Genomic DNA, 23,108 nt, shown 5'->3' with positions numbered 1-23,108 from the left:
CATCACCTCATCCACCCACTACCGAAACCTCCGTGACAGCCCGAAAAGCCCTTCTGCGGACAAGTTCCGTAGAGGTCTCGGGCCGAGTACCCCGGGGTCAATGCGGGCCCCAGGCCAACTGAAAGGAAGTGAGAGTCATGGGTGAAAACACCATGACAGCAGCTGTCGTGACCGCCCTGGGAGAAGAACTTGCCGTCAAGGAGGTTGAGCTACCTCAACCGGGACCGAATCAGGCGCTGGTCAAAGTGATTGCTTCCGGCGTGTGCCACACAGATCTTCATGCGGCGCACGGAGATTGGCCCGTCAAACCCAAAGTCCCCCTGGTTCCGGGGCATGAAGGCGTGGGGGAAGTCGTTGCCGTGGGAGGCGACGTCACCCGAGTGGCGGTGGGCGATCTGGTGGGCAACGCCTGGTTGTGGAGTGCTTGCGGCGAATGTGAGCATTGCGAATCCGGCTGGGAGACCCTGTGCGAACAGCAACAAAACGGAGGCTACTCCGTGGATGGCTCCTTTGGGCAATACATGCTGGTGGACGCCACCTACTGTGCGCTGATCCCCGAGGGTTCAGACCCTTATGAAATTGCCCCGGTGCTGTGCGCCGGTGTCACCGTCTACAAGGGTCTCAAACGCACAGAGGTCAAGCCCGGCCAGTGGGTGGTGATCTCCGGAGTGGGCGGCCTGGGTCACATTGCAGTTCAGTACGCAGTGGCCATGGGCATGCGAGTGGCCGCTGTGGACGTTGCCGATGACAAGCTGGAACTGGCCAAGCGCCACGGGGCAGAGGTGGTGGTCAATGCCTTTGCAGCCGATCCCGCGGAGGCAATCCTTGAGGCAACCGGCGGAGTGCACGGTGTACTGGTCACGGCTGTGCACCCTGACGCTTTCGGGCAGGCCATCGGCATGACCAGACGCGGCGGAACCATCGTGTTCAACGGGCTGCCTCCCGGTGACTTCCCAGCACCGATCTTTGAGATCGTCCTGAAGGGCTTGACGATCCGAGGGTCAATCGTGGGAACCCGGCGGGACATGGAAGAAGCTCTGGACTTCTACGCCCGGGGGCTGATCCACCCCACCTTCACCAAGCGGCCTCTGGAAGACATCAACGCAGTGTTTGACGAGATGGTGCACGGCAAGATCGAAGGCCGCGTGGTCATCGAATACTGACCCACCCCACTGAGCGTGCGGTGTGGTGGTCTCGCCGAGTCTGAGGCCACCACACCGCACGTTTCCCGCAAGGCCCGGGGTCACTTGACCCGGTGGGTCCAGGCCTCCGTAGCGAACTTGGTGTCCACCAGTGTTCGGGCCGCTTCCAGTTCCTCCGGCCGGTAGTCACCTTCATGGGAGCGGTAGTGCTCCAAGAAGTAGGTGCGGAAAGACTCGATGATGGCTTCCCGGGCCATACCCGTTTGCGATCGCATGGGATCCACCCGCTTTTTGGCAGACTTGATGCCCTTGTCGGAAAGCTTTTCGCGGCCGATGCGCAGGACTTGCAGCATCTTGTTGGCGTCGATGTCGTAACTCATGGTCACGTGATGCAGCAAGGTACCGTCCGCAAAACGACGCTGAGCTGCCCCACCAATCTTGCCCTGATCTGTGGTGATGTCATTGAGCGGAACGTAATGTGCTTTCACGCCGATCTGCTCCAGGGCACCCATGACCCATTCGTCCAGGAAGGCGTAGGCCCGCTCCGGGCTGAGTCCTTCCACCAGGCCCGCAGGAACCATCAAGGAGTAGGTCACGCAGTTGCCCGGTTCCATGAACATGGCACCACCGCCGGTGATGCGACGGGTGACACCCACACCGTTCTGCGCAGCCGCTTCCAGATCCACCTCATTGCGCACGGACTGGTAGGAGCCGATCACCACCAGAGCATCGTCCCAATCCCAAAAACGCAGGGTGGGTCCACGGCGTCCGGCCGCCATCTCGGCAGCCAGAACCTCATCCAGCGCCACATGCATGGCCGGGTCCATGGTTCGCATGGGGATGACTTCCACGTCCAGATCGCTCCAGGACTTGGCCGCCCCTGCCGCCCGGCGCACGGCGATGGCCACGGCTTCGGCGTTGAAGCCGATCATCTGGACTTCTTGCCCGCTGGCAGCCGCCCGTGCTTCAAACTTGGCTTCGACGGCACGGGAAATGCGCTCCACGCTGGAGGACGCCGGCAGTCCCGCCAATGCTGCGTTGAGGTCTTCAAAGGCTTCATCCGGTTCCAGGAAGAAATCGCCGGAGACCACCACATCGGTGAACGTGGCCAGGTCTCCCTCGCCAGTCACCTCCAGATCAACCACCACCAGCTTGCCGCCACGTACCTTGTATTCACCGTGCATGTTCGCCTCACTTGTCCGCGCCCGCCAGGGGCGTCGTCGTTGTGCATCCTGTGCCATCCACCCAGCGCAACGCGGTGGACGGTGGGGTTCTTCCGCGCGGGTGCGTGGGTGATGCCGTGGGCCGAGCGCTTACGGCGCATTGCGCCCGGGAGCGTTTACGCTGCTTTGCATGTCAGATACGCCGCTACTCCTCCTGGCCTCGCAGTCCCCGGCGCGCGCCAAACTGTTGACGGACTCGGGGATCGGTTTCACTCAGCTGAGCTCCCATGTGGACGAGGACGCCGTGACGGCGGCTTCAGGTGCCGTGGAACCCGGGGAGATCGCCGTGACCTTGGCACGCGCCAAGTGTGAGGCCGTTGCCGCCCTTCCCCAAGCCAAAAACCGTTTGGTGATCGGGTGCGATTCGGTCTTCGCCTTTGACGGGGAGGTCCATGGCAAGCCCCTGAGTCCCGAGCGCGCCACTGAACGCATCAGCGCCATGCGCGGGCGGACCGGCCACCTGCACACCGGTCACTGGCTGATCGACACCCGCCCCCTGGACCACGGTGGCACCGGATTCGCCGGCGGTCTGGAGGCCGGTGCGGATGTGACTTTCACCCAGATGACCGACGACGACGTCGCCGCTTACGTCAGCACCGGCGAGCCCCTGTGGGTAGCGGGTTCCTTCACGCTGGACGGTTACGGGGCGGCGTTCATCGAACGCGTGGAAGGGGATCTGCATGCAGTGATCGGGCTGTCCGTCAACGGACTGCGGCTGCTGGCCCAGGAGGCAGATGTGACAGTGTCCCAGCTGTGGGAATCCGGTGGCGCCGCGGGCTGAGATGAGGGGCATGCGGCGTCGTCATCCGTTGAGAACACCGGGCAGCGTGCGCACCACAATGAGCACACCCACAATGCCCACCACCCAAGCCAGTGTGGTGGGGGTGCTGCGGATGGCCCAATCTCGCAGCCGCGCCACGGGGATGTCCAGACGCGCACCCAGGCACCACCGTGCCAAGCAGAGCAGCAGCGCCGGTGCCACCATGATCACGCAGTAGACCGCCAGCACGGTGGCGGCCTGAATGGTGCTCAGATCCGCCTGCACCAGGCCCCCGATCGCTGCAAGGTAGGGCAGCATGGTGGCCACTTCAAGAACACCTGCCGCCAAGGCCAAACCCACCAGCCCGGGCCAAGAGCGAATGGCGTTCTGGGCACGGCCCACCCAGCGACGCGTGCCGGCTTCAGGGTCACCACCGCGATTGCGAATGGTTTTGGGGTCGATCCACCAGCTGAGCACCACCAGGCCGATACCCAGTGCCACCAGAGCGATGCCACCGCCGCGGGAACTGAAGAACTCCCCCAGTCCGCCCCAGGCAAGCCCCGCACCCAGTAAAAGGACAATTCCCAGCCCCCAGTAGAAGGTGGCCACCATGGCCAGGTACGCCAGTACCCGCGGGAGCACCCCACCGGAACGCACCTGGGCAGGTGAGGCTGTTGGACTGACCCCAGTGGGCGCTTGCTGGTCTGCACCTGGTACAGCAAGTCTGGCTGCAGGCATGAACAGCAGCAACAACAGCGGGATCACCAAGGTGCCTGTGCTGGTGGCATCCACCAGGGCCAGCACGGTCAAGGTGGCCGCATCTGTTGCGCTGATGGCGGCGGTGAGATCGGTGAAAAACTCCATGGCTTCATGATGCAAAGCCGGTGCGCGCACCACATCGGCCAACGGTGCCGCTTTCCCGCTGACCCACCCGGTGCTTTCGGATGAGATTGGGGGCTGGGTGGCGCATACGGCTTGTGTTGTCTGCGGTGCCGGATAGATTCACCCCCATGAGCACAACCAGGCAGAGTTTGGACTACCAATCAGCCGGACTGTACGTCCTGCTGGTGGTGCTGCTGTGGTTGCCGAACTGGTCCGTGGCCCCGCAACTACAGCTGGGTTGGGACCAAGCGCGGTGGTTGTCGCTGGTTCTCCTGGTGGCAGCAGCCATCAGCACCCTGTGGCGCAAGCAGCGGCCTGGCCTTGTGCTGCTGGTGGCGGGGTTGGGTGCAACGGCCGCTTTGCTGCTCTCCGGTGAACTCGCTGCGTTGTTCCTCCACTTTGAGGCGATCCTCTGCGCCGTTCTTTACGGCAGCCGTGCCTTGGCCCGGTTCACCACGGTGCTGTGTCTGATGCTCACCACAGCCGTGGGGCTCCTGGCGGTCAGCGTGCCCGCACTCCAGGATTTTTGGCTGGCGTTGGTACTGCAAACCGCCGTGGTGCTGATCCTGCCGCTGCTGTGGGGCTGGGAGGTCCGCCACCACCGGCAAGCGCGTACAGAAGCTGAGAAAGCTGCTGCCACCCAAAGGCAACTGGCCGTCCGGGAACAAGAACTGGCGCAGGCCCGCACCGCCCTCCAAGTCCAGGAACAGCGGCGCAGGATTGCCCAGAATCTTCACGACGGCGTGGCCGGTCACCTCTCCGCTGTGGCTCTGCAGACAGCGGTGCTGCGCACAGATGGCATGCGCACGGCAGATCCGGAGACCCGGGACAAAGTTCTGGATTCGATTCGCACGGCTTCGGTTGATGCCCTCGCGGAGATGCACAGACTGATTGATGTCCTGCGTGATGATCACGGTCTGGACGGTGAACATCAGCAGTTGGACCACCAGCAGTCCTGGAGCACACTGCGGGCCCGGCTGCACGCCTCCTTCCCGGAAGCTCAGGTCACCACCGTTCAAGACGCTGCTCGTCTCCTGGACGGTGTCTCACCGGATGTGGCGGAAGCCGTGGTGCGGATAGCCCAGGAGAGCGTGACAAACATCCTGAAACACGCCGCCCCCGGGGACGTTCAGGTTCGCCTGCAGCAGGAGCAGGACACCGTGGTGTTCACCGCAGACTCGGCCTACGGGGCTGGTTCACAGCTTCCGGGCGCCCAGTTGGGTGTGCAATCCATGGCGCTGCGCGCCCAGGAAACCAACGGCAGGTTCCACGCGGGCCTGGACACCACCGGGTCCCGATGGCGCGTGGAAGCCACCTGGCCGGTGACCGCTTCAGCGGTCACACCCACCTATCAGGAGGCAGTGGCATGACCCGGATACTTCTTGCCGACGACCACGCGGCCATCCGAGCCGGAGTACGGCTGATTCTGGAAACAGCATCACCACCGTGCCAGGTGGTGGCTGAGGCCTCCACCGCCGCCGAAGCCGTGACCCTGGCCCGCCAGCAGCAACCGGACGTGGTGCTGCTTGATGTCCGTATGCCCGGGGGCAGTGGGCTGGGTGTGATTTCCACGTTGCGGGAGACCGGGGCAGCCGTGATGATGTTGACCTCTTTTGCCCTGGATGAATATGTCATGGCGGCACTTGAAGCCGGTGCAGATGGATTTTTGGTCAAGTCGGCGGAGCCGCAGGACATTGTGCAAGCCGTTCGGGATGTGGCCAACGGAGATGCAGCGCTGTCACCGGAGGTCCTGCGTTCGGTCATCAGACGCGCCGTGGGCCGCCCGGACACCCTCGCAACACCCGACCAGCACAGCACCTCCGGGGTGGATTCGCCACCGGCTCCGGACTCGGGAGGTGCGGCGGCTGCGTCGTCGTCGGACAGCGCGCTCAGCGGTACCCATCCCGGCCAACCTGGGCATCATGCCGCGGAGGCGCCTGATCTGATTGATCCTCTGACCCCGCGGGAACAAGATGTGCTGCGGCTCTTGGCGGAGGGTTACTCCAATCACCACATTGCTCAGGAACTTGTGGTGTCCGAATCAACAGTCAAAACTCATGTGTCCCATGTGCTGGCAAAGCTCCAGGTCACATCCAGGGTGCAGGCGGCTCTGTGGTGGGGCCGTTACGGTGCAGGGCGGTGAGTTTGTGGATGTCCTACAGGAAGTTACGCACATCGGTGTGATCGAATGGGCGTTGACGTGCGCCTGAGACCCATCACCCCATACAGTGCTGTGGTTCAGCTGGACGCATGAGTTCAGTCAAGCGCACTGCGAAGCGGACGAGGAGATCAATCACGTGACCGGAGCCCACCAGGCATCCAACGCCACCCCACCCATGCTTCGGCGACTGTCGAAAGTGTTGATTGCCAATCGCGGTGAGATCGCGGTGCGGATCATCCGTGCTGCCCGCGACGAAGGCATTGCCTCCGTGGCCGTGTACGCCGATCCTGACCGGGATGCCATGCACGTACGCATGGCGGATGAAGCCTTTGGGCTGGGTGGTACCACCGCTGCAGATTCCTATTTGGTGATTGACAAGATTTTGGATGCCGCTGCCCGCTCCGGCGCAGATGCCGTGCACCCCGGCTACGGCTTCCTCTCCGAAAACGCGGACTTTGCCACCGCTGTGATCAACGCAGGTTTGACCTGGATCGGCCCTCCTCCACACGCCATTGCCTCCCTGGGAGACAAAGTGGCTGCTCGCCGCATCGCGGAAAAAGTGGATGCCCCGCGGGTACCTGGCACATCCGCGCCGGTGGAATCGGCGGATGAAGTGGTTGCTTTTGCCGATGAGCACGGACTGCCAATCGCCATCAAGGCCGCCTTTGGTGGCGGTGGCCGCGGCATCAAGGTGGTGCGCGATTATGAAGCCATCACCGAGCTCTATGAATCTGCGGTCCGGGAGGCAACGGCTGCCTTTGGCCGCGGCGAATGCTTTGTGGAACGTTTCCTGGATGCCCCGCGCCATGTGGAAACCCAGTGCTTGGCGGATGCCTACGGCAACGTGGCCGTGATCTCCACCCGTGACTGCTCCTTGCAGCGCCGCAACCAAAAACTGGTGGAGGAGGCTCCCGCACCGTTTCTGACGGACGAGCAAAATCAGCGCCTCTACGAATCCTCCAAGGCAATCCTCCAGGAGGCCGGCTACCAAGGTGCCGGTACCTGCGAATTCCTGGTGGGTACGGACGGCACCATTTCCTTCCTGGAGGTCAACACTCGGCTTCAGGTGGAACACCCTGTCTCCGAGGAAGTGACCGGCATTGACCTGGTACGCGAACAGTTCCGCTTGGCTCGCGGCGAGGAACTTGGGTATTCGGACCCTGAAGTTCGTGGGCACTCCATTGAGTTCCGCATCAACGGGGAAGATCCCGGGCGCAATTTCATGCCGGCACCGGGCACGCTGTCCACGCTGCGCCTGCCCACCGGTCCCGGCGTGCGCGTGGATTCCGGGGTGGAAGCCGGCGAGACCGTGTCCGGCAATTTTGATTCCATGATCGCCAAACTCATTGTGACCGGCGCAAACCGTGATCAAGCCCTGGCCCGCTCCCGCCGTGCCCTTGCCGAACTGAAGATTGAGGGCATGGCCACCGTGGTCCCGTTCGACCGCGCGGTTGTTGCTGATCCCGCCTTTGCCCCGGCAGATGGTGCACCGTTCACCGTGCACACCCGGTGGATCGAGACTGAGTTCCAGAATGAGATCGCGCCCTTTGCCGGCACACCCGAGTCCTCCGCTGACCCGGAAGAGCGGCGCAGCGTGGTGGTTGAGGTGGCTGGAAAGCGTCTGGAAGTGGTGCTCCCGGCCTCCGTCTTGGGCTCCACCAAGGCCTCCACCGGCACCACCAAACCACGCCGTGAACGTTCCGGGCGTGGCGGAAGCACCAAAGCCACCGGCGATGACCTCACCTCCCCCATGCAGGGCACCATTGTGAAATTGGCCGTGGACAACGGCGACACCGTGGAGGAGGGAGACACCATCGTGGTCATCGAAGCCATGAAGATGGAACAACCCCTGAAGGCTCACAAGGCCGGCACCGTCTCCGGGCTGGACTTCAACCCCGGGGACACCGTCTCCGCCGGAGCGGTCCTGGCCACCATTGCCTGATCACGCGTCCTGAATCCCCCTCCTGAGTCACGACGGCGGTGGGCCCGGTTGCAGAACCGGGCCCACCGCCGTCGTTGTACCCGCGTGTATCGCCGACTGCGCATTTTTGCGGCTCCTGGTGCGTTCAGGACACCTAGAACTGGCGATTCGACGGCGGAGGTGCGAGGGGTGAGGGACGTCCACATAGTGACCGCATAGTGAGACAGCTGTCCCGGGATATGACACAAGGTGTAATCTCCCCGTGATATTCGCTGCGGTCTGACCACGTGTCACAGCAGCACCCAAGCGGCGGCCCCACCGCCCGGATCACAGAGGAAGCCCATGTCAACAAGTGTTGGCCGGTCCACGTCCCCGGAACCGGAAATCACCGATCCCATCACCACGGCCAAGACGCTGCGTAATCGCGTGCGTGCGGCCTCCCTGGTGGGCACCACCATTGAGTTCTACGACTTCTACGTTTACGCCACCGCCGCCGTGGCTGTGTTCCCCGCTCTGTTCTTCACGGGCGAGGATGAAACAGCCAAGCTACTGGCCTCCATGGCCACCTTTGGCGCAGCTTTCATTGCCCGCCCGATTGGTTCGGTGCTCTTTGGGCATTTTGGCGACCGCGTGGGGCGAAAGGTGACCCTGATCGGCGCCTTGCTCACCATGGGTATTGCCACCATTTTGATCGGCCTGCTGCCCACCTACTACTCCATTGGGTTGTGGGCGCCCATCATCTTGACCATCCTGCGTTTCTGCCAGGGTCTGGGACTGGGCGGCGAATGGTCCGGCGCTGCGCTGCTGGCCACTGAGTACGCGGAAGAGGGCAAACGTGCCCGAGCGGCCATGTGGCCGCAGCTGGGTGCACCGTTCGGTTTCATCCTTGCCAACGGGTTTTTCCTGATCCTGACGGTACTCATGGGCTTCACCACCCTGGCCGACAGCGGCGACAGCCACGCCTTCCTGGTCTGGGGATGGCGTATTCCCTTCATTGCCTCCATTGTGATGGTGCTGGTGGGGCTCTATGTCCGGTTCTCCCTGGAGGAGACACCGGTCTTCAAGACCGCCGTTGAGCGCTCCGAGCCGGTGAAGTCCCCCGTCATCGAGGTGTTCAAGACCTCTTGGCTGCAGATCATCCAGGGCACTTTCATCATGCTGGCCACCTACGTGCTGTTCTACCTGATGACCGCCTGGATTCTGTCCTACGGCATTGGCTCAGGCGAAGTGGGTGGTTTGGGGATTCCTTACCGCAACTTCCTGGTTGTTCAGCTCATTGCCGTGGTGCTCTTCGCCGCCACCATTCCGGTCTCCGGGTGGTTGGCTGACAAGTACGGCCGCCGTTCCTCCCTGTTGGTGATCACCGGTGGCATTGTGGTGTTCGGGTTCCTGTTCGGGTGGTTTATCAACCCCGAGAACTTGGGTACCGGTGATGATCTGAGCATGGTCCGCCTGGTGGTGTTCCTGGGCCTAGGCATGGCGCTGATGGGCTTGACCTTCGGGTCCATGTCCGCCGTGCTGCCTGAGTTGTTCCCCACCAACGTCCGCTACACGGGCTCTGGCATTGCCTACAACGTGGCCTCCATCCTGGGTGCCGCCCTGACCCCCTACGCTGCGGTGTGGCTCAACGCTTCCTATGGCGTATCCGCCGTGGGCATGTACCTCTCCGCGGCGGCCGTGATCACCTTTGTGGCCTTGTGGCTCTCCCCGGAGACCCGCCACGTGGACATGGTGGAAGTGGGCAACAAGTAGCACCCGCCAGAGATGTTCTGCCCCGTGCCGAGTGCGCAGTTGCAGGCCGCCTGAAGGTGTGAAACGGCCGAGTGCTCAATTGTGTGGCTCCTGAATCAGTCAAGGGCCACACATTTGAGCACTCGGCGGAAGAGGCGCCTGCATGAGGGTACTGAGCACCACCGGCCCGGAGCCAGCGGTCAGCTCTGCAAGTGGTGCAGCCTCCGCGCGGCCTCGGAGATGGAGCCGGACAGGGACGGGTACACCGTGAACGTCTCTGAGAAGTCATCCACCGTCAGGCCCTTGGACACGGCCACGGAGATGGCGAAGATCAACTCGGAGGCACGCGGGCCCACCACCACGCCTCCCACAATGGTGCCGGGGCCCTTCCGGGCAAACAGCTTCACAAAGCCGTCTTCCACCTTCATCATCTTGGCTCGGGCGTTGGTGGCCAGATCCAGTTTGATCACGTCCGCGGCAAAGGTGCCGTCCTTGATCGCCTGCTCGGTGATGCCCACGGAGGCGATCTCCGGAGAGGTGAAAATGTTGGAAGCCACCACTGCCGTCCGCAAGGGCTTCACGGCATCTCCCAGAACGTGGGCCATGGCAATGCGCCCCTGCATGGCGGCCACGGAAGCCAGCGGCAGCACACCGGTGCAGTCCCCCGCTGCGTAGATGCTGGGCACCGACGTCCTGGAGACACGGTCCACGGCAATGTGCCCGGATTCCTCTAACTTGACGCCCACTTCCTCCAGACCCAGACCATCTGTGTTCGGCACGGAACCCACAGCCAGCAAACAGTGCGACGCCGCAATCTTGCGTCCGCCGGACAGGGTCACCACAACGCCGTCGTCGGTGCGCTCCACGGCCTCCGCGCGGGAGCGGGAGACCACGGTGAGCCCACGGCGTTCAAAAACGTTCTCCAGCACTTCCGCAGCGTCAGAGTCCTCGCCGGGGAGCACCTGGTCCCGGGAAGAAACCAAGGTGACTTTGGCCCCCAGCCCGTTGTAAGCGGAGGCGAACTCGGCACCGGTCACACCGGAACCCACCACCACCAGGTGTTCGGGAATCTCCTCCATACTGTAGACCTGGGTCCAGGTGAGGATGCGCTCACCGTCTGGCTGGGCACTGGGCAGGGTGCGCGGGTGGGCACCGACGGCCACCAATATGGCATCTGCGGTGAGGTCGTACTCCATGCCGTCCTGGGCCACCACGTGCACGGTGTTGGGGTCCGCGATGGAGCCGGTGCCGTCCACCACCTGCACGCCTTCCTTCTCCAATCCGCGGCGAATGTCCCGGGACTGGGTGGCGGCCAGGCGCAACAACCGTGCGTTGATCGTTTGCAGATCCGCACCCAGACCTTCGATCTCGGTTCCGTCCTGCGGCCCACCCACCAGGTGAACACCCAGGTCACGCACTTCATGGAAACGGTGAATGGTGTCTGCGGAAGCGATCAGGGTTTTGGATGGCACCACATCCGTCAGCACTGCGGCACCGCCTGTGCCTTGACGTTCGATCAGGGTGACTTCCGCCCCCAGACCCCGGGCATGCAGTGCGGCTTCGTAGCCACCAGGGCCCGCTCCAATGATGACAATTTTCTTTTTGAGGCTTTCGGTGACTGAACTCACGGTTGCATTGTGTCAAAAAATCCACAGAGCGGTTGACCCTTGCCTGGGCCAGGCCCGGCGCACCTGGCAGCGTTGCCACATCCCCGTTTCAAGAGCAAACGCCTGGGTATTTCCCATCAATATCTGACAAATCAACTTGAAAGTCTGCTTCTGTCTGACCACAGTGGTGAGGTCCACCTCTACTTCAGATGGGATTCTCATGTCTTCTTCCGACGCATCACCGCCCTCAGCGGAGGGCTCGGCCACGAACGACGCCGTACACTCCACCGGCACCGCCACCTCCGTACACGCTGGCTCCTCCCAGGTTGACGGAAACTCCGGTGAAAGCCAGTTCGACGAGACCGCTGACGGCAGCTCATTTGCCCTCCACCAAGAATTGGCCGTTCCCGAAGCCGAGCAGATCCAGGCGGAGGACACCGACGACCAGATCACCGCCAAGCTGCGTCAGCAGGGCGTGAAGATCGGCAAGTTCGGTGTTGCCCCCCGGGTGTTCTGGCCGGCCATGATCGTGATTCTGTCCGTGGGTCTGGTGGGCGTCTTGGCCCCGGACTTCACCGGCGAGGTTTTTGAAACCACCCAGTCCTGGATTGTCTCCAACCTGGGCTGGTACTACATGCTGATCATCGGCGGCTTTGTGGCCTTCACCGTGGTCCTGGGGTTCTCCCGGCTGGGCAATATCCGCCTGGGCCGCGATGACGAGGAACCCGAATTCGGCGTGCTCTCCTGGTTCTCCATGCTCTTTGCCGCAGGCATGGGCATTGGTCTGGTGTTCTACGGTGTGGGTGAACCGCTGACTTACGCCACGGTGTCCCCCAAACCAGGCTGGGTTGGGGATGAAGCTCAGATGCAGGGCCTTGCCATGGCCCAGACCTTTGTCCACTGGGGTCTGCATCCCTGGTCCATTTACGCCGTGATCGGCCTGGCACTGGCCTACGCCATCCACCGCCGTGGGCGTCCGGTGTCCATCCGCTGGGCCTTGGAACCGCTGTTCGGCGATCGGGTCAAGGGCTGGCTGGGCGATGCCATTGACGTCCTGGCGATCTTTGGCACCGTGTTCGGTGTGGCCACCTCTCTGGGCTTGGGCGTGCAGCAGATTTCTGCGGGCATGATCGCCATGGGTGTGGTGGACACCGCAGACAACACACTGCTGGTGATCCTGATTGTTGTGATCACGTTCTTGGCCACTCTCTCCGTGGTCAGTGGCCTGGGTGCGGGCATCAAGTGGTTGTCCAACATCAACTTGTCCATGGCCGGTCTGCTGCTGATCAGCGTTCTGCTGCTGGGCCCCACCGTGTTCTTGCTCCAGAACTTTGTGGAGTCCTTGGGCATGTACTTGGCCAATCTGATGCAGATGACCTTTGATGTTGGCGCGCATCAGCGCAGTGAGGACGCGCAGGGCTGGTTCACCGGCTGGACGATCTTCTACTGGGGCTGGTGGATCGCCTGGTCCCCGTTCGTGGGTGTGTTCATTGCCCGCATTTCCAAGGGCCGCACCATTCGCCAGTTTGTGGCCGGCGTGCTGCTGGTCCCCACCATCGTGGGCTTCATCTGGTTCTCCGTGATGGGTGGCATGGGCCTCTACCGTCAGTTCTACGGTCAGGGCGACTTGGTGCAGGACGGTGCAGTTTCTGTGGAGTCCGCGCTGTTCCAGGTTCTGGACGGCCTGCCCCTGGGCTCGATCCTGTCCGTGATTGCCATCATCCTGGTGGCTGTTTTCTTCATCACCTCCTCCGACTCCGGGTCCCTGGTGGTGGACATGCTGGCCTCTGGCGGTCACCCCAATCCCCCCGTGTGGTCCCGCATTCTGTGGGCCGCGTTGGAGGGCTTCCTGGCGATCGGCCTGCTGTTGGCCGGTGGTTTGGGCGCACTGCAGGCGGGTTCGCTGATCACAGCACTTCCGTTCAGCGTGATCCTGCTGCTCATGTGCGTTGCCACCGTGCGCGCCCTGGTGGCTGAAGTCCGCGTCCGCGACCGCATTGTGCGCCAAGAGGAGATCAACCGCATGCGCACCCTGGTCACGGAGGAAATCACCGGGAACTTGTCCGAGTTCCCCGAGTTCGAGTCCTACGTTGATCGCCGCATTGACTACCGCATCAACCGGACCCGGTCGGGCTTCCCGCGCCCCAACCTGGGACGTCCCCGCAATCGCGGGACGCAGAACCCGGAGTAGTCCGCGGTCGGACGGTGATCAACGACGCCGGCCCTCACCCACCTGCCTTGGCCTCCCTACCCCGGACTCACCGGGGGCATCGGGAGCATCGGCGCGGACGGTGAGGGCCGGCGTCGTTCTGTCCTGAACTGCGCTGCTGTGACCGCTGATGCAAACATTGCACACAATGGCGCTATATTTGCATCCGTTAACCACTGGGGTGTGCAACTCTTTGTCACGGTCATACGATTGCAAACGCATGTGCGGGATGATCGGAACGTCACACCGCGCCCCGCGAACAAGGAGTTCCATGTACCCCCTGAGCATCGAGGTGAACGGCACCATCCGCACCTTGGACCCGTGGCGCCCGTGGACGGTGGGCGCTTCCCCCTATGCGGACATTCAGGTTTCCTCCGCAGCGGTTCAGGACATCCACGTGATTCTGCGCTGGAGCGGTGACTGCTGGACAGTTGAGGACCGTGGCACGCGCACCGGCACTGCACTGAACGGTTACATGCTGATGGCCAACATGGCCGCGATCATCAGCGGCCCCACGCGGTTGAGTGTGGCACCGAACACCGGAGCCGGTGCGGAACTGGTCTTGCGACCTCGTGAACAACCCGCACCCCAGGGGGAAGCGGAGACTTCGCCTCCCGCTGCGAACAGCTACGGATTTGTACCACCGTCAGATCACCCGCAGGAACAGCCCGGGCACACCTACGGAATTGTGCTCCCCGTTGAAGACCACAAACAGACCGGGTCTGCGGCGGAGCACGGGTCGGCAGAGACGGCACGTTCCGCTCAAGCAGATGGTGGGGCACAAACGCCACCTTCCGCGAACACCGCTGACCGCATCCACTCCGGTGACATCCCCGTGGCCTCGGCTGAACCCACGGTGGCCGCCATTTCCATCAATCGGTCCTCCGCCGGATTGGATGCCGTCCCCGGACAGCCGGGACAGAGCACACGAGATGATTCGGCCCATGATCCTGATTCGCAGGGCAAGGGGACCTCCGGTGCCCAGCAGGTAGATCCCTCCGCTCCCGTGGTGGAGGCACAAGCCCGGTCCTGGGTGAATCGCATGGACAATGCGGAGGTCATGCCCGCTCCGCACAGCCCGGAGGATGAACGCTCCGGCATGACCCTCTCCCCTGCCGTGCGGGCCGCGGTTCCCGGCGGTTCCATTGTTTTGGGCCGTGATGCCTCCGCAGACGTCCTGATTGATGGCTTGCTGGTCTCCCGGCAGCACGCTCGCATCACCCGAGCCCCGGACGGGGCCACCATCACCGACCTGGGCTCCACCAATGGCACGTGGGTGGATGGTCGCCGAATTTCCAGCACCGTTGCACTGCCCGTGGGCTCCCAGGTGGTGATCGGCGGTGTGCCGTTCCGCCAAACATCTGTGGGCCTGTGCGAACTCATCCGCGCCACCGGCAACATGTCCATTGTGGTCCAGGATCTGACGTTCTCCGTCCCGGACCGGATCAACCCCAAGATGAAGCGCACCTTGGTGGATGACATCTCTCTGGAAATCCCCGACCGTTCACTGATTGCAGTCATTGGCCCATCCGGTGCCGGTAAGTCCACGTTTCTGAACTGTCTGCTGGGGGACATCAATCCGGACCGGGGCCGCATTGAGTACCACGGTCTGGACATGTCCCAGTTTGGCCCGGTGCTCTCCTCCCAGATCGGCATGGTGCCCCAGGAGGACGTACTGCACCGCGATCTGACGGCGCAGCAGGTCTTGGAAGCCACCGCCGCCCTCCGCTTGCCGGAGGACGTGGACAAGCAACAGCGGCAAGCCCGCATTGCTGCAGTCATTGACTCCCTGGGACTGACCGAACATGCCCGCACTCCGGTCAAACAGCTCTCCGGCGGTCAACGCAAACGCGTTTCCACTGCCATGGAGCTCCTGACCGGTCCGCGCTACCTGTTCCTGGATGAGCCCACTTCCGGTTTGGACCCGGACATGGACTTTGAAGTGATGGATCTTCTGCGCCGGATGGCTCACGGGGAGGTGGGCGGCCGGGAGGGTTCAACCGTCGTCGTGATCACCCACTCCACCGCCAATCTGGATCTGGCAGACAAGGTCTTGGTGCTGGCACCGGGCGGTTCCGTAGCCTACTTTGGCGATCCGGACGGCATGATGCCGTACTTTGAGCGCTCGCAACAGTTGGGCCCGCAGGTGCGTGAGATTTACAAGGGCCTCAAGGAGGACCCTGCCTCTGCAGCGGCGGCGTTCCGCACCGAGGTTTCGCACGTCACTCACGAACGACTGGCGGCACAAACGCCTGCCGGAGCGCAAAAGCAGGTGACCCGCCGCGGAATGTTCCAGCTGGGCGTCCTGCTGCGCCGTCAACTGCACCTGATGCGCACCGATCTGCCCTCGGTGATCGTGACCACCTTTGTGGCGCCGGCCCTTCTGGCGTTGCTGGTGCTGGTGGTTCCCGGGGAGCACGGCCTGAACTACCCCGAATCCACGGATTCTGAAATCAATCAACCGCAGATTGTGCTGATTGTGATTCTGCTGGCAGCCGTGGCCATTGGGCTGTTCCCGGCCTGCCGCACCTTCCTGGATGAAAAACGAATCTTCCTGCGGGAAGCCAGAACTGGCCTGGGCGTGTGGCCCTATGTGGGGGCCAAGACCCTGGTCACCATTGTGATCTCCCTGATCCAATCGGCCATTCTGGTGTTCACCGTGCTGGCTCTGGTCCCGCATGATCCCTTTGCGTCCTGGGGTCCCATGTGGTTGGAACTGTGGATTGTGACTTTCCTGCTGATCCTGACCTCGTGGCTGCTGGGCTTCCTGGTCTCCGCCCTGGTGGGTCGCTCGGACGTTGCCATGAACACCGCTTCCCTGCTGGTTGTGGTGCAGTTGATCTTCTCCGGCGGACTTTTTGCCATGGAGGGGGCCTCGGATGCGGCTTCCCGCATGGTTCCGACCCGCTGGGCCTATGCCGCCATGGCCCAGTCCGGTGACCTCAATGACATTGTGCGCACCGCAGCCGTTGCCCTCCCCCAGGAGGAGGCCAACCAATCCGCACAGGAGACTCACGACGACGCCGCTGCCTCCGCCCGGGCGTCCGGCCTGCCCGAACCGCCTGCACCGAATCTGCCGGCGGTGGACACCTCCTCCGCTGTGTTGGATCCCCTGTGGAAGCAAGGCACCGTGAATTGGTGGGGGTCCACCGCGTTGACCGGGGGCTTTGGGCTGGCCTTCCTGTTGCTCTCCGTGTTGGCCATCCGCAGGGTGAAAAAACGCAAGCACTGAGTCGGTCCCCGGTACCCGCAGACCGTCAGCAAGTGGGGCTGCGGATGGCAGGATGGGTCAGGGTGGCGCACGCCACTCTGACCCATTTCCGCGCTGCGGTGTGCTGAAGCCACCGCGCACATCCCCCAGGAGGCCCAGACCGTGGTGCACCGCACTGACGTCCAAGACCCGTTCGATCTGGCGCAGGAGGCAGCCACCGCATTGCGCGAACGCACGGGAGTTGAGGTGCACGACGTCGCTCTGACCCTCGGCTCCGGATGGAGCGGTGCCGCCGATCTTCTGGGCGAAACCGTGGCGGAGATTCCGGCCACGGAGATCCCCGGGTTCTCCAAGCCGGCGTTGGAAGGTCACGTGGGCACCCTGCGTTCGATTCGGCTGCGCGACGGCGAATCCGGCGGGCAGCCGCGTCACGCGTTGGTGATCGGGGCTCGGACCCATTTCTATGAAGGCCGTGGAGTCCGGGCCGTGGTGCACGGTGTCCGCACCGCGGCAGCGGCCGGTGCCACCACCATGGTGCTGACCAACGGGTGCGGTGGTTTGAACACGGATTGGGCCCCGGGCACACCGGTGTTGATCTCGGATCATCTGAATCTCACCGCCACCTCCCCGTTAGAAGGTGCCACGTTCGTGGATCTCACGGACCTGTACTCGCAGCGTCTACGCGGCATTGCCCGGTCCGTGGATTCCTCCTTGGCGGAGGGCGTGTACGCCCAGTTCCCAGGCCCGCATTACGAAACCCCCGCTGAAGTGAAGATGGCAGGGATTTTGGGTGCCGATCTGGTGGGCATGTCCACCGCGCTGGAGGCCATTGCGGCACGGCAGGCCGGTCTTGAAGTCTTGGGCATTTCCCTGGTGACCAATCTGGCTGCGGGAATCCAGAAGACTCCCCTGTCCCATCAAGAAGTGGTGGAGGCCGGTCAGGAAGCTGCACCCAGAATTGCCCGGTTGCTGGCTGAAATCGTAGGAGCCACTCGATGAACCCCGAACCATCCCCCAAGTCATCCCAGCAGTCTGCCTCCGGCCCGGAATTGTTGGAGGCTGTCCGAGCGTGGATCGCCCAGGACCCGGATGCCGAAACCCGCCGCGAACTCCAAAAACTTCTGGACACTACAACCGATGCCAGCGCCGGTGAAAAGGCGGCGATTGCAGCAGTAACGGATCTGACCGAGCGATTCTCCGGCACTCTCCAATTCGGCACCGCTGGCTTGCGCGCCGAACTGGGTGCTGGTCCCATGCGGATGAACCGCGTGGTGGTTCAGCGGGCTGCTGCCGGTGTTGCCGCTCATGTGTTGGAGGTTGCCGGCGGTGATGCCGACCATGCGCCGCGGGCCGTGATCGGCTTTGATGCCCGGAAGAATTCGGAGATTTTTGCCCGCGACACCGCAGCGATTTTCACCGCAGCCGGCCTGGACACCCTGATCATGCCGCGTCCGCTGCCCACCCCCGTTCTGGCCTGGGCTGTGCGCGAGTACAACGCTGAGGTGGGGGTCATGGTCACTGCCTCCCACAATCCCGCCGCAGACAATGGTTACAAGATCTACTTGGGTGGCCGCGCGGTGGAGGAAACCGGGCGCGGTTCTCAGATTGTCCCGCCGCATGACACGCAGATAGCGGCCCAGATCGCGGCAGTGGGAGATGCCCGGGACATTCCCATGGCGCAGGACGGGTGGACGGTACTGCCGTATCTGGTGGAATCGCACTACCTGGATGCCATAGTTCCAGGCGGCACGGGTGGTTCGCGGGACACCGCCGCCACACCAGCCCAGGGGCAGACGGAGACCACTCCCCGGATTGTGCTGACTGCCATGCACGGAGTGGGCGGCCCCACCGCTGTGGAAGCGTTGGCCCGTGCCGGTTTCACGGACGTGCACCCCGTACGAGAACAACACACCGCAGACCCCAGCTTTCCCACGGTGGCCTTCCCCAATCCTGAAGAACCCGGCGCCCTGGACCTGGCCCTGGCAACAGCCCGGGAAGTTGGGGCAGACCTGGTGATCGCCAACGACCCAGATGCCGACCGCTGCGCCGTAGCCATTCCCGACGCCGACCACCCCGCCGCCACCGATGGTTGGCGCATGCTGCGCGGCGATGAAGTGGGTGCGCTACTGGGCCTGGTTGCCCTGCGCGAACATGCAGGCAAACCTGGGGCCGTGGTGGCCAACTCCATTGTGTCCTCCCGGCTCTTGGGGCGGATGGCAGCCGCAGCCGGTGTGGAACACCGGGAAACCCTGACGGGCTTCAAGTGGATCGCCCGCGTGCCCGGCATTGTCTACGGGTACGAGGAAGCCTTGGGCTACTGCGTCCAGCCGGAGACTGTCCGGGACAAGGACGGTATTTCCGCAGCGGTGGAGGTGGCCCGCCGGGCGCATCAATCCGCTGCACGCGGTGGCTCCCTCCCGGATGAGTTGTCTCAGTTGGCTGTGCAGCACGGGCTGTTCAGCACGGGGCAGCTGTCCATCAGGGTTGCGGATCTGGCCATGATTCCAGCCATGATGGCCACCTTGCGGGAGCACACTCCCACAGACTTGGCTGGCTCTCCTGTGGTGGAGGTGCGTGACTTGGCCAACCCTCCCGCGGACTCCCCGCTACCTCCCACCGACGGGCTGCTGCTGCTCACAGAGGATGACACCCGCGTGATCGTGCGCCCCTCCGGTACCGAACCCAAGCTCAAGTGCTACCTGGAAGCGGTGACGGAAGTGGACGACGTCGTGAATCTTCCGGCAGCACGGGCAGCCGGTGGCAAACGTCTGGAGGCCGTGGTCGCCCAGTTGAAAGACCTTCTGGGCGAGTAGGCGGGTCGCTCAGGCCGCGGCGGTGGCTTCCCGACGGCGCGCTGTCACAAACACCCTGCCATCGCGGACCTCCACCGGATGTGTGACCAGATCGAACTCCGGGTTGGTCAAGCACCGTCCGCTGACCAGGGAGTAAACCTCTTTGTAGAGCGGAGCGGCCAGAGTGGGTTCCCCATTTTTGGAGCCCACAATCCCGCGGGCCATGGTGCAGGAGCCCGTCCGCGGATCTTTGTGGTCCACGGCGTACACGCTGCCATCGGGGAGCCGGACCACAGCGATTTGCACGCCGTCCACCCGTGCGGCCACTGCCACCGCCGGTTCCAGCGCGTTCAGCAGGCATACCGCAACCGGCTCTCCGGTGACCATCAACGTGATGGCCGAGGGGCACTGCACGGGTCCACCCTCACGGGCGGAGCGCTCTGCCGCATCCAAGCCTGTGCCTGTGGCTGTGGCTGTGGGGAGTTCTGTAACGGTTGCCATGGTGAAACTCCAATATCCGGACCGGTGGGTGACACAACAGGTGTCCACTGTTTTTGGGAACCCGGGCGAACCACTGCCCCCGAGCTTCTACACAGGGTGGCCGTACCACGTTGCACAGACCTGACCGAGCTGTTGCCGCAAGGCAACGGTGGCCTCACACCCCACGCGGTGAGGTAGGAACGGCCTGCAACACGGCTGCAACATGGGAGAAAGCCCCCAGCAATTCCAGCCTCCTAGCGTGGTGATGTCCGGGAGAGGCCCGTGGCGCCAGGAGGTAGTTGTTGTGTCTCGTTCACCATTTACCGAGCGCAATCCGCAACGCATTGCCGTGGTGGGAGGTGGACCAGCTGCCCACCGCTTTGCTGAGGCGATCCTGTCTGCCCAGGACCATCATGTCCGGTTGGAGGTTTTTGCCGATGAACCACACATGCCCTATGACCGCGTTCAACTCTCCAAAGCACTGGCTGCGGATGTTGACCTGACACTGGGCGCCGGTTCCATCTGGGCAGATCCGCGGGTGACCCTACACACAGGATGCAAGGTCCGGGAGATTGACCCTGAGCAACGCACGCTGCGCACAGACCCACCCGCAGGATCCGGCACCAAGGGCGAGGTTTTTGGCTGGGATGAGCTGGTTCTTGCCACGGGCTCCGATGCCGCCCGGTTGAACATTCCCGGAGCCCAGCGCGCTTTTGTGTACCGCACGTTGGAGGATGTTGCGGCCATCCGTGCTGAGGTTGAACGTTTGCGCTCCAAGCTGGGCCGCACTCCCCTGGCAGCCGTGGTGGGGGGTGGCTTGCTGGGCTTGGAAGCCGCAGGGGGTTTGCAGGAACTGGGCGCTGAAGCCACGGTGGTTCATTCCCGCGGCTGGCTCATGAACGCACAGCTTGACCAGGGTGCCGGTCAGGCTCTGAATGCTTTGATCTCACAGCGCGGTGTGCAATTGCGCATGGGCGAGCGCCCCTCCGGCATCACCCTGAACAAGAAGACCAACGAGGTCAGCGCGGTCGAGTTCAAAGACTCCCCTGATCTGCCTGCGGACATGGTGGTGGTTTCCACCGGAATCCGGGCGCGGGACCGGTTGGCGTTCAACGCCGGGATTCACACGGCACCCCATGGAGGGGTGGTCATCAGCAGCTCCTGCCGCACCTCCGCACCGCATGTCTGGGCCATTGGTGAGGTGGCCAACTACGACGGCGAATGCGTGGGTTTGGTGGCACCGGCCAATGCCATGGCCGAAATTGTGGCGGACCGGCTGGCAGGAGGCGCTTCAACCTTTGCCGGTTTTGACACCGCCACCAAGCTGAAACTCTCCGGTGTGGATGTGGCTTCCTTTGGTGATGCCTACGGCACCGCGGAGAACTGCTTGGAGATTGTCTATGCGGACCCAGCCCGCGGCCTGTACCAGAAAATTGTGACCACAGCGGATGCCAAGACATTGCTGGGCGGAGTTTTTGTGGGAGATGCCACTCCGTATCAGTCGCTGCGTCCGCTCTTGGAGCGGGAACTACCCACCGAACCCGGGGTGTATCTCTCCGCTGCCGGCGGTCAAGCCCCGGACACCGAACTTCCGGATGATGCCGAACTGTGCTCTTGCAACGGTGTGAGCTTTGGTGATGTCCGTGAGGCTGTCAGCTGCGGGGTGCATGACATCACGGAACTGAAAACCTGCACGCGGGCTGGGACTCAGTGCGGTTCCTGCCTTCCCATGCTGAAAAAGACCATGGACCAGGAACTGTCAAAAGCCGGGGTGGCCGTCTCCAAAGCGCTGTGCGAGCACTTTGAACTCTCCCGTGCTGAACTCTTTGAAGCGGTCCAGGCCTTGAACTTGAACTCCTGGGATGCGGTTCTGGAGCGCTTTGGCACGGGCTTGGGCTGCGACATCTGCAAGCCGGTGGTGGCTTCCGTGTTGGCCACGCAGCAGCACGATTACGTCCTGGATGACGGCCGCGGCGGCTTGCAGGACACGAATGATCGGGCCCTGGCCAACATGCAGCGCAATGGCACCTACTCCGTGGTGCCCAGGATGCCTGGTGGGGAAATCACTCCGGACAAGTTGATTGTGATTGGAGAGGTGGCCAAAAAGTACGGGCTCTACACCAAACTCACGGGGGCTCTGAGGATCACCATGCTGGGGGCCAGGCTGGATCAGCTGCCGGAAATCTGGAAAGACCTGGTGGACGCCGGCTTTGAGTCCGGGCAGGCCTATGGCAAGGCCCTGCGCAACGTGAAGTCCTGTCTGGGTTCCACCTGGTGCCGCTATGGTGTCCTGGATTCAGTGGGCATGGGTATCCGTTTGGAGCTGCGGTACCGCGGCTTGCGCTCCCCGCACAAGTTCAAGATGGGAGTCTCAGGTTGCGCCCGTGAGTGCGCAGAGGCCAGGGCCAAGGACGTGGGGGTCATAGCCACCTCTGATGGCTGGAACCTCTACGTGGGTGGCAATGGCGGCGCAAATCCGGTCCACGGTGAACTCCTGGCCCAGGGGTTGGATGATGAAACTCTGATCGCCTATATAGACCGCTACCTGATGTACTACATCCGCACGGCCGACCGCTTGCAGCGCACAGCACGGTGGCAGGAAGAACTGGACGGCAAGATTGACCATGTGCGCAACGTGGTTGTTGAAGACTCCCTGGGCATTGCCGCGGATCTGGAAACGGCCATGAGCGAGCACGTGGAGACATATCAGGATGAGTGGGCGGCCACTTTGAAAGATCCCGACCGTTTGGCCCGTTTCCGCGGATTCGTCAATGACGTTGAGGTGGATGACTCCATCCGATGGGTGGCAGAGCGCGACCAACACCGCCCGGCCACCCCGGAGGAAATAGCCGAAGGCCTGGGTGAGACCATTCCGCCGGCGCTGGCCAACACTCCAACCGGGTCGGCTAGCACTGCAACCGGGCCGGCTCAAACTCCAACAATGCTGGCCGGACCATCGCTGCGGGTCGGTCCGCCGTCAACGGTCTGA

Annotated in this window: 15 protein-coding genes; 11 read left to right on the top strand and 4 right to left on the bottom strand. The window is 63.2% G+C overall.

The features are described from left to right. Window positions 1-137: 137 nt before the first annotated feature. The gene (gene adhP / locus Q4G32_RS10180) at window positions 138-1,163 is read left to right on the top strand and encodes an alcohol dehydrogenase AdhP (protein WP_303351152.1); all 1,026 of its coding nucleotides are present in this window, start codon (window positions 138-140) and stop codon (window positions 1,161-1,163) included. Between the two features lie 80 nt (window positions 1,164-1,243). On the opposite strand, the gene Q4G32_RS10175 is transcribed toward adhP, so the two are convergent. Beyond that, window positions 1,244-2,326 (bottom strand): lipoate--protein ligase family protein, encoded by a 1,083-nt coding sequence (locus tag Q4G32_RS10175; RefSeq protein ID WP_303351182.1) that lies wholly within the window; start codon window positions 2,324-2,326, stop codon window positions 1,244-1,246. Window positions 2,327-2,495: 169 nt separating this feature from the next. On the opposite strand from Q4G32_RS10175, the gene Q4G32_RS10170 reads away from it, so the two are divergent. Next, window positions 2,496-3,146: a Maf family protein gene (locus tag Q4G32_RS10170; protein WP_303351150.1), complete on the top strand. Its 651-nt coding sequence runs from the start codon at window positions 2,496-2,498 to the stop codon at window positions 3,144-3,146. Window positions 3,147-3,167: 21 nt separating this feature from the next. Here Q4G32_RS10170 and Q4G32_RS10165 read toward each other — a convergent pair whose 3' ends face one another. Beyond that, entirely contained in the window at window positions 3,168-3,989 is an 822-nt protein-coding gene (locus tag Q4G32_RS10165; protein ID WP_303351148.1) for a GAP family protein, read from the bottom strand. A gap of 146 nt (window positions 3,990-4,135) precedes the next feature. On the opposite strand from Q4G32_RS10165, the gene Q4G32_RS10160 reads away from it, so the two are divergent. The 4 genes from Q4G32_RS10160 to Q4G32_RS10145 all read left to right on the top strand — a co-directional run bounded on the left by Q4G32_RS10160 (window position 4,136) and on the right by Q4G32_RS10145 (window position 9,841). Continuing rightward, on the top strand, window positions 4,136-5,377 hold the full coding sequence (locus tag Q4G32_RS10160) for a sensor histidine kinase (protein WP_303351147.1): 1,242 nt from the start codon (window positions 4,136-4,138) through the stop codon (window positions 5,375-5,377). Further along, the gene (locus Q4G32_RS10155) at window positions 5,374-6,150 is read left to right on the top strand and encodes a response regulator (protein ID WP_303351145.1); all 777 of its coding nucleotides are present in this window, start codon (window positions 5,374-5,376) and stop codon (window positions 6,148-6,150) included. Before Q4G32_RS10160 ends, Q4G32_RS10155 begins: the two co-directional genes overlap by 4 nt. 193 nt (window positions 6,151-6,343) lie before the next feature. Next, the gene (locus Q4G32_RS10150; RefSeq protein WP_303351180.1) at window positions 6,344-8,110 is read left to right on the top strand and encodes an acetyl/propionyl/methylcrotonyl-CoA carboxylase subunit alpha; all 1,767 of its coding nucleotides are present in this window, start codon (window positions 6,344-6,346) and stop codon (window positions 8,108-8,110) included. A gap of 321 nt (window positions 8,111-8,431) precedes the next feature. Beyond that, window positions 8,432-9,841, top strand: a complete 1,410-nt coding sequence (locus Q4G32_RS10145) for an MFS transporter (RefSeq protein ID WP_303351143.1) — start codon at window positions 8,432-8,434, stop codon at window positions 9,839-9,841. A gap of 179 nt (window positions 9,842-10,020) precedes the next feature. Here the strand turns inward: Q4G32_RS10145 and Q4G32_RS10140 are convergent, their stop codons facing one another. Then, the gene (locus tag Q4G32_RS10140) at window positions 10,021-11,448 is read right to left on the bottom strand and encodes an NAD(P)H-quinone dehydrogenase (RefSeq protein ID WP_303351142.1); all 1,428 of its coding nucleotides are present in this window, start codon (window positions 11,446-11,448) and stop codon (window positions 10,021-10,023) included. Between the two features lie 199 nt (window positions 11,449-11,647). Here Q4G32_RS10140 and Q4G32_RS10135 point away from each other — a divergent pair, with 199 nt between their 5' ends. From Q4G32_RS10135 to Q4G32_RS10120, 4 genes are all read left to right on the top strand, one after another. Next, window positions 11,648-13,618 (top strand): BCCT family transporter, encoded by a 1,971-nt coding sequence (locus Q4G32_RS10135; RefSeq protein WP_303351141.1) that lies wholly within the window; start codon window positions 11,648-11,650, stop codon window positions 13,616-13,618. A 289-nt stretch (window positions 13,619-13,907) separates the two neighbouring features. Then, window positions 13,908-16,868, top strand: coding sequence for an ATP-binding cassette domain-containing protein (locus tag Q4G32_RS10130; protein ID WP_303351140.1), 2,961 nt, complete (start codon window positions 13,908-13,910; stop codon window positions 16,866-16,868). Window positions 16,869-17,009: 141 nt separating this feature from the next. Then, on the top strand, window positions 17,010-17,846 hold the full coding sequence (locus tag Q4G32_RS10125) for a purine-nucleoside phosphorylase (RefSeq protein WP_303351139.1): 837 nt from the start codon (window positions 17,010-17,012) through the stop codon (window positions 17,844-17,846). Continuing rightward, entirely contained in the window at window positions 17,843-19,660 is a 1,818-nt protein-coding gene (locus Q4G32_RS10120) for a phospho-sugar mutase (protein WP_303351137.1), read from the top strand. Before Q4G32_RS10125 ends, Q4G32_RS10120 begins: the two co-directional genes overlap by 4 nt. Window positions 19,661-19,669: 9 nt before the next feature. Here the strand turns inward: Q4G32_RS10120 and nirD are convergent, their stop codons facing one another. After that, window positions 19,670-20,140: a nitrite reductase small subunit NirD gene (nirD, locus tag Q4G32_RS10115; RefSeq protein ID WP_303351135.1), complete on the bottom strand. Its 471-nt coding sequence runs from the start codon at window positions 20,138-20,140 to the stop codon at window positions 19,670-19,672. 283 nt (window positions 20,141-20,423) lie between these two features. On the opposite strand from nirD, the gene nirB reads away from it, so the two are divergent. After that, complete coding sequence (gene nirB, locus Q4G32_RS10110; protein ID WP_303351134.1) at window positions 20,424-23,108, top strand: nitrite reductase large subunit NirB; 2,685 nt, start codon at window positions 20,424-20,426, stop codon at window positions 23,106-23,108.

Source organism: Kocuria sp., assembly GCF_030538595.1.
In the GTDB taxonomy this organism is placed as follows: domain Bacteria; phylum Actinomycetota; class Actinomycetes; order Actinomycetales; family Micrococcaceae; genus Kocuria.
Note: the sequence above shows the minus strand (reverse complement) of the source record. Positions and strands in the feature narration are given on the sequence as shown.

Coding starts and splice junctions, on each gene's coding strand:
- Q4G32_RS10160 (WP_303351147.1), top strand. CDS start 4,136: ATGAGCACAACCAGGCAGAGTTTGGACTACCAATCAGCCGGACTGTAC.
- Q4G32_RS10130 (WP_303351140.1), top strand. CDS start 13,908: ATGTACCCCCTGAGCATCGAGGTGAACGGCACCATCCGCACCTTGGAC.
- nirD (WP_303351135.1), bottom strand. CDS start 20,140: ATGGCAACCGTTACAGAACTCCCCACAGCCACAGCCACAGGCACAGGC.
- Q4G32_RS10145 (WP_303351143.1), top strand. CDS start 8,432: ATGTCAACAAGTGTTGGCCGGTCCACGTCCCCGGAACCGGAAATCACC.
- Q4G32_RS10135 (WP_303351141.1), top strand. CDS start 11,648: ATGTCTTCTTCCGACGCATCACCGCCCTCAGCGGAGGGCTCGGCCACG.
- adhP (WP_303351152.1), top strand. CDS start 138: ATGGGTGAAAACACCATGACAGCAGCTGTCGTGACCGCCCTGGGAGAA.
- Q4G32_RS10170 (WP_303351150.1), top strand. CDS start 2,496: ATGTCAGATACGCCGCTACTCCTCCTGGCCTCGCAGTCCCCGGCGCGC.
- Q4G32_RS10155 (WP_303351145.1), top strand. CDS start 5,374: ATGACCCGGATACTTCTTGCCGACGACCACGCGGCCATCCGAGCCGGA.
- Q4G32_RS10165 (WP_303351148.1), bottom strand. CDS start 3,989: ATGGAGTTTTTCACCGATCTCACCGCCGCCATCAGCGCAACAGATGCG.
- Q4G32_RS10120 (WP_303351137.1), top strand. CDS start 17,843: ATGAACCCCGAACCATCCCCCAAGTCATCCCAGCAGTCTGCCTCCGGC.
- Q4G32_RS10150 (WP_303351180.1), top strand. CDS start 6,344: ATGCTTCGGCGACTGTCGAAAGTGTTGATTGCCAATCGCGGTGAGATC.
- Q4G32_RS10175 (WP_303351182.1), bottom strand. CDS start 2,326: ATGCACGGTGAATACAAGGTACGTGGCGGCAAGCTGGTGGTGGTTGAT.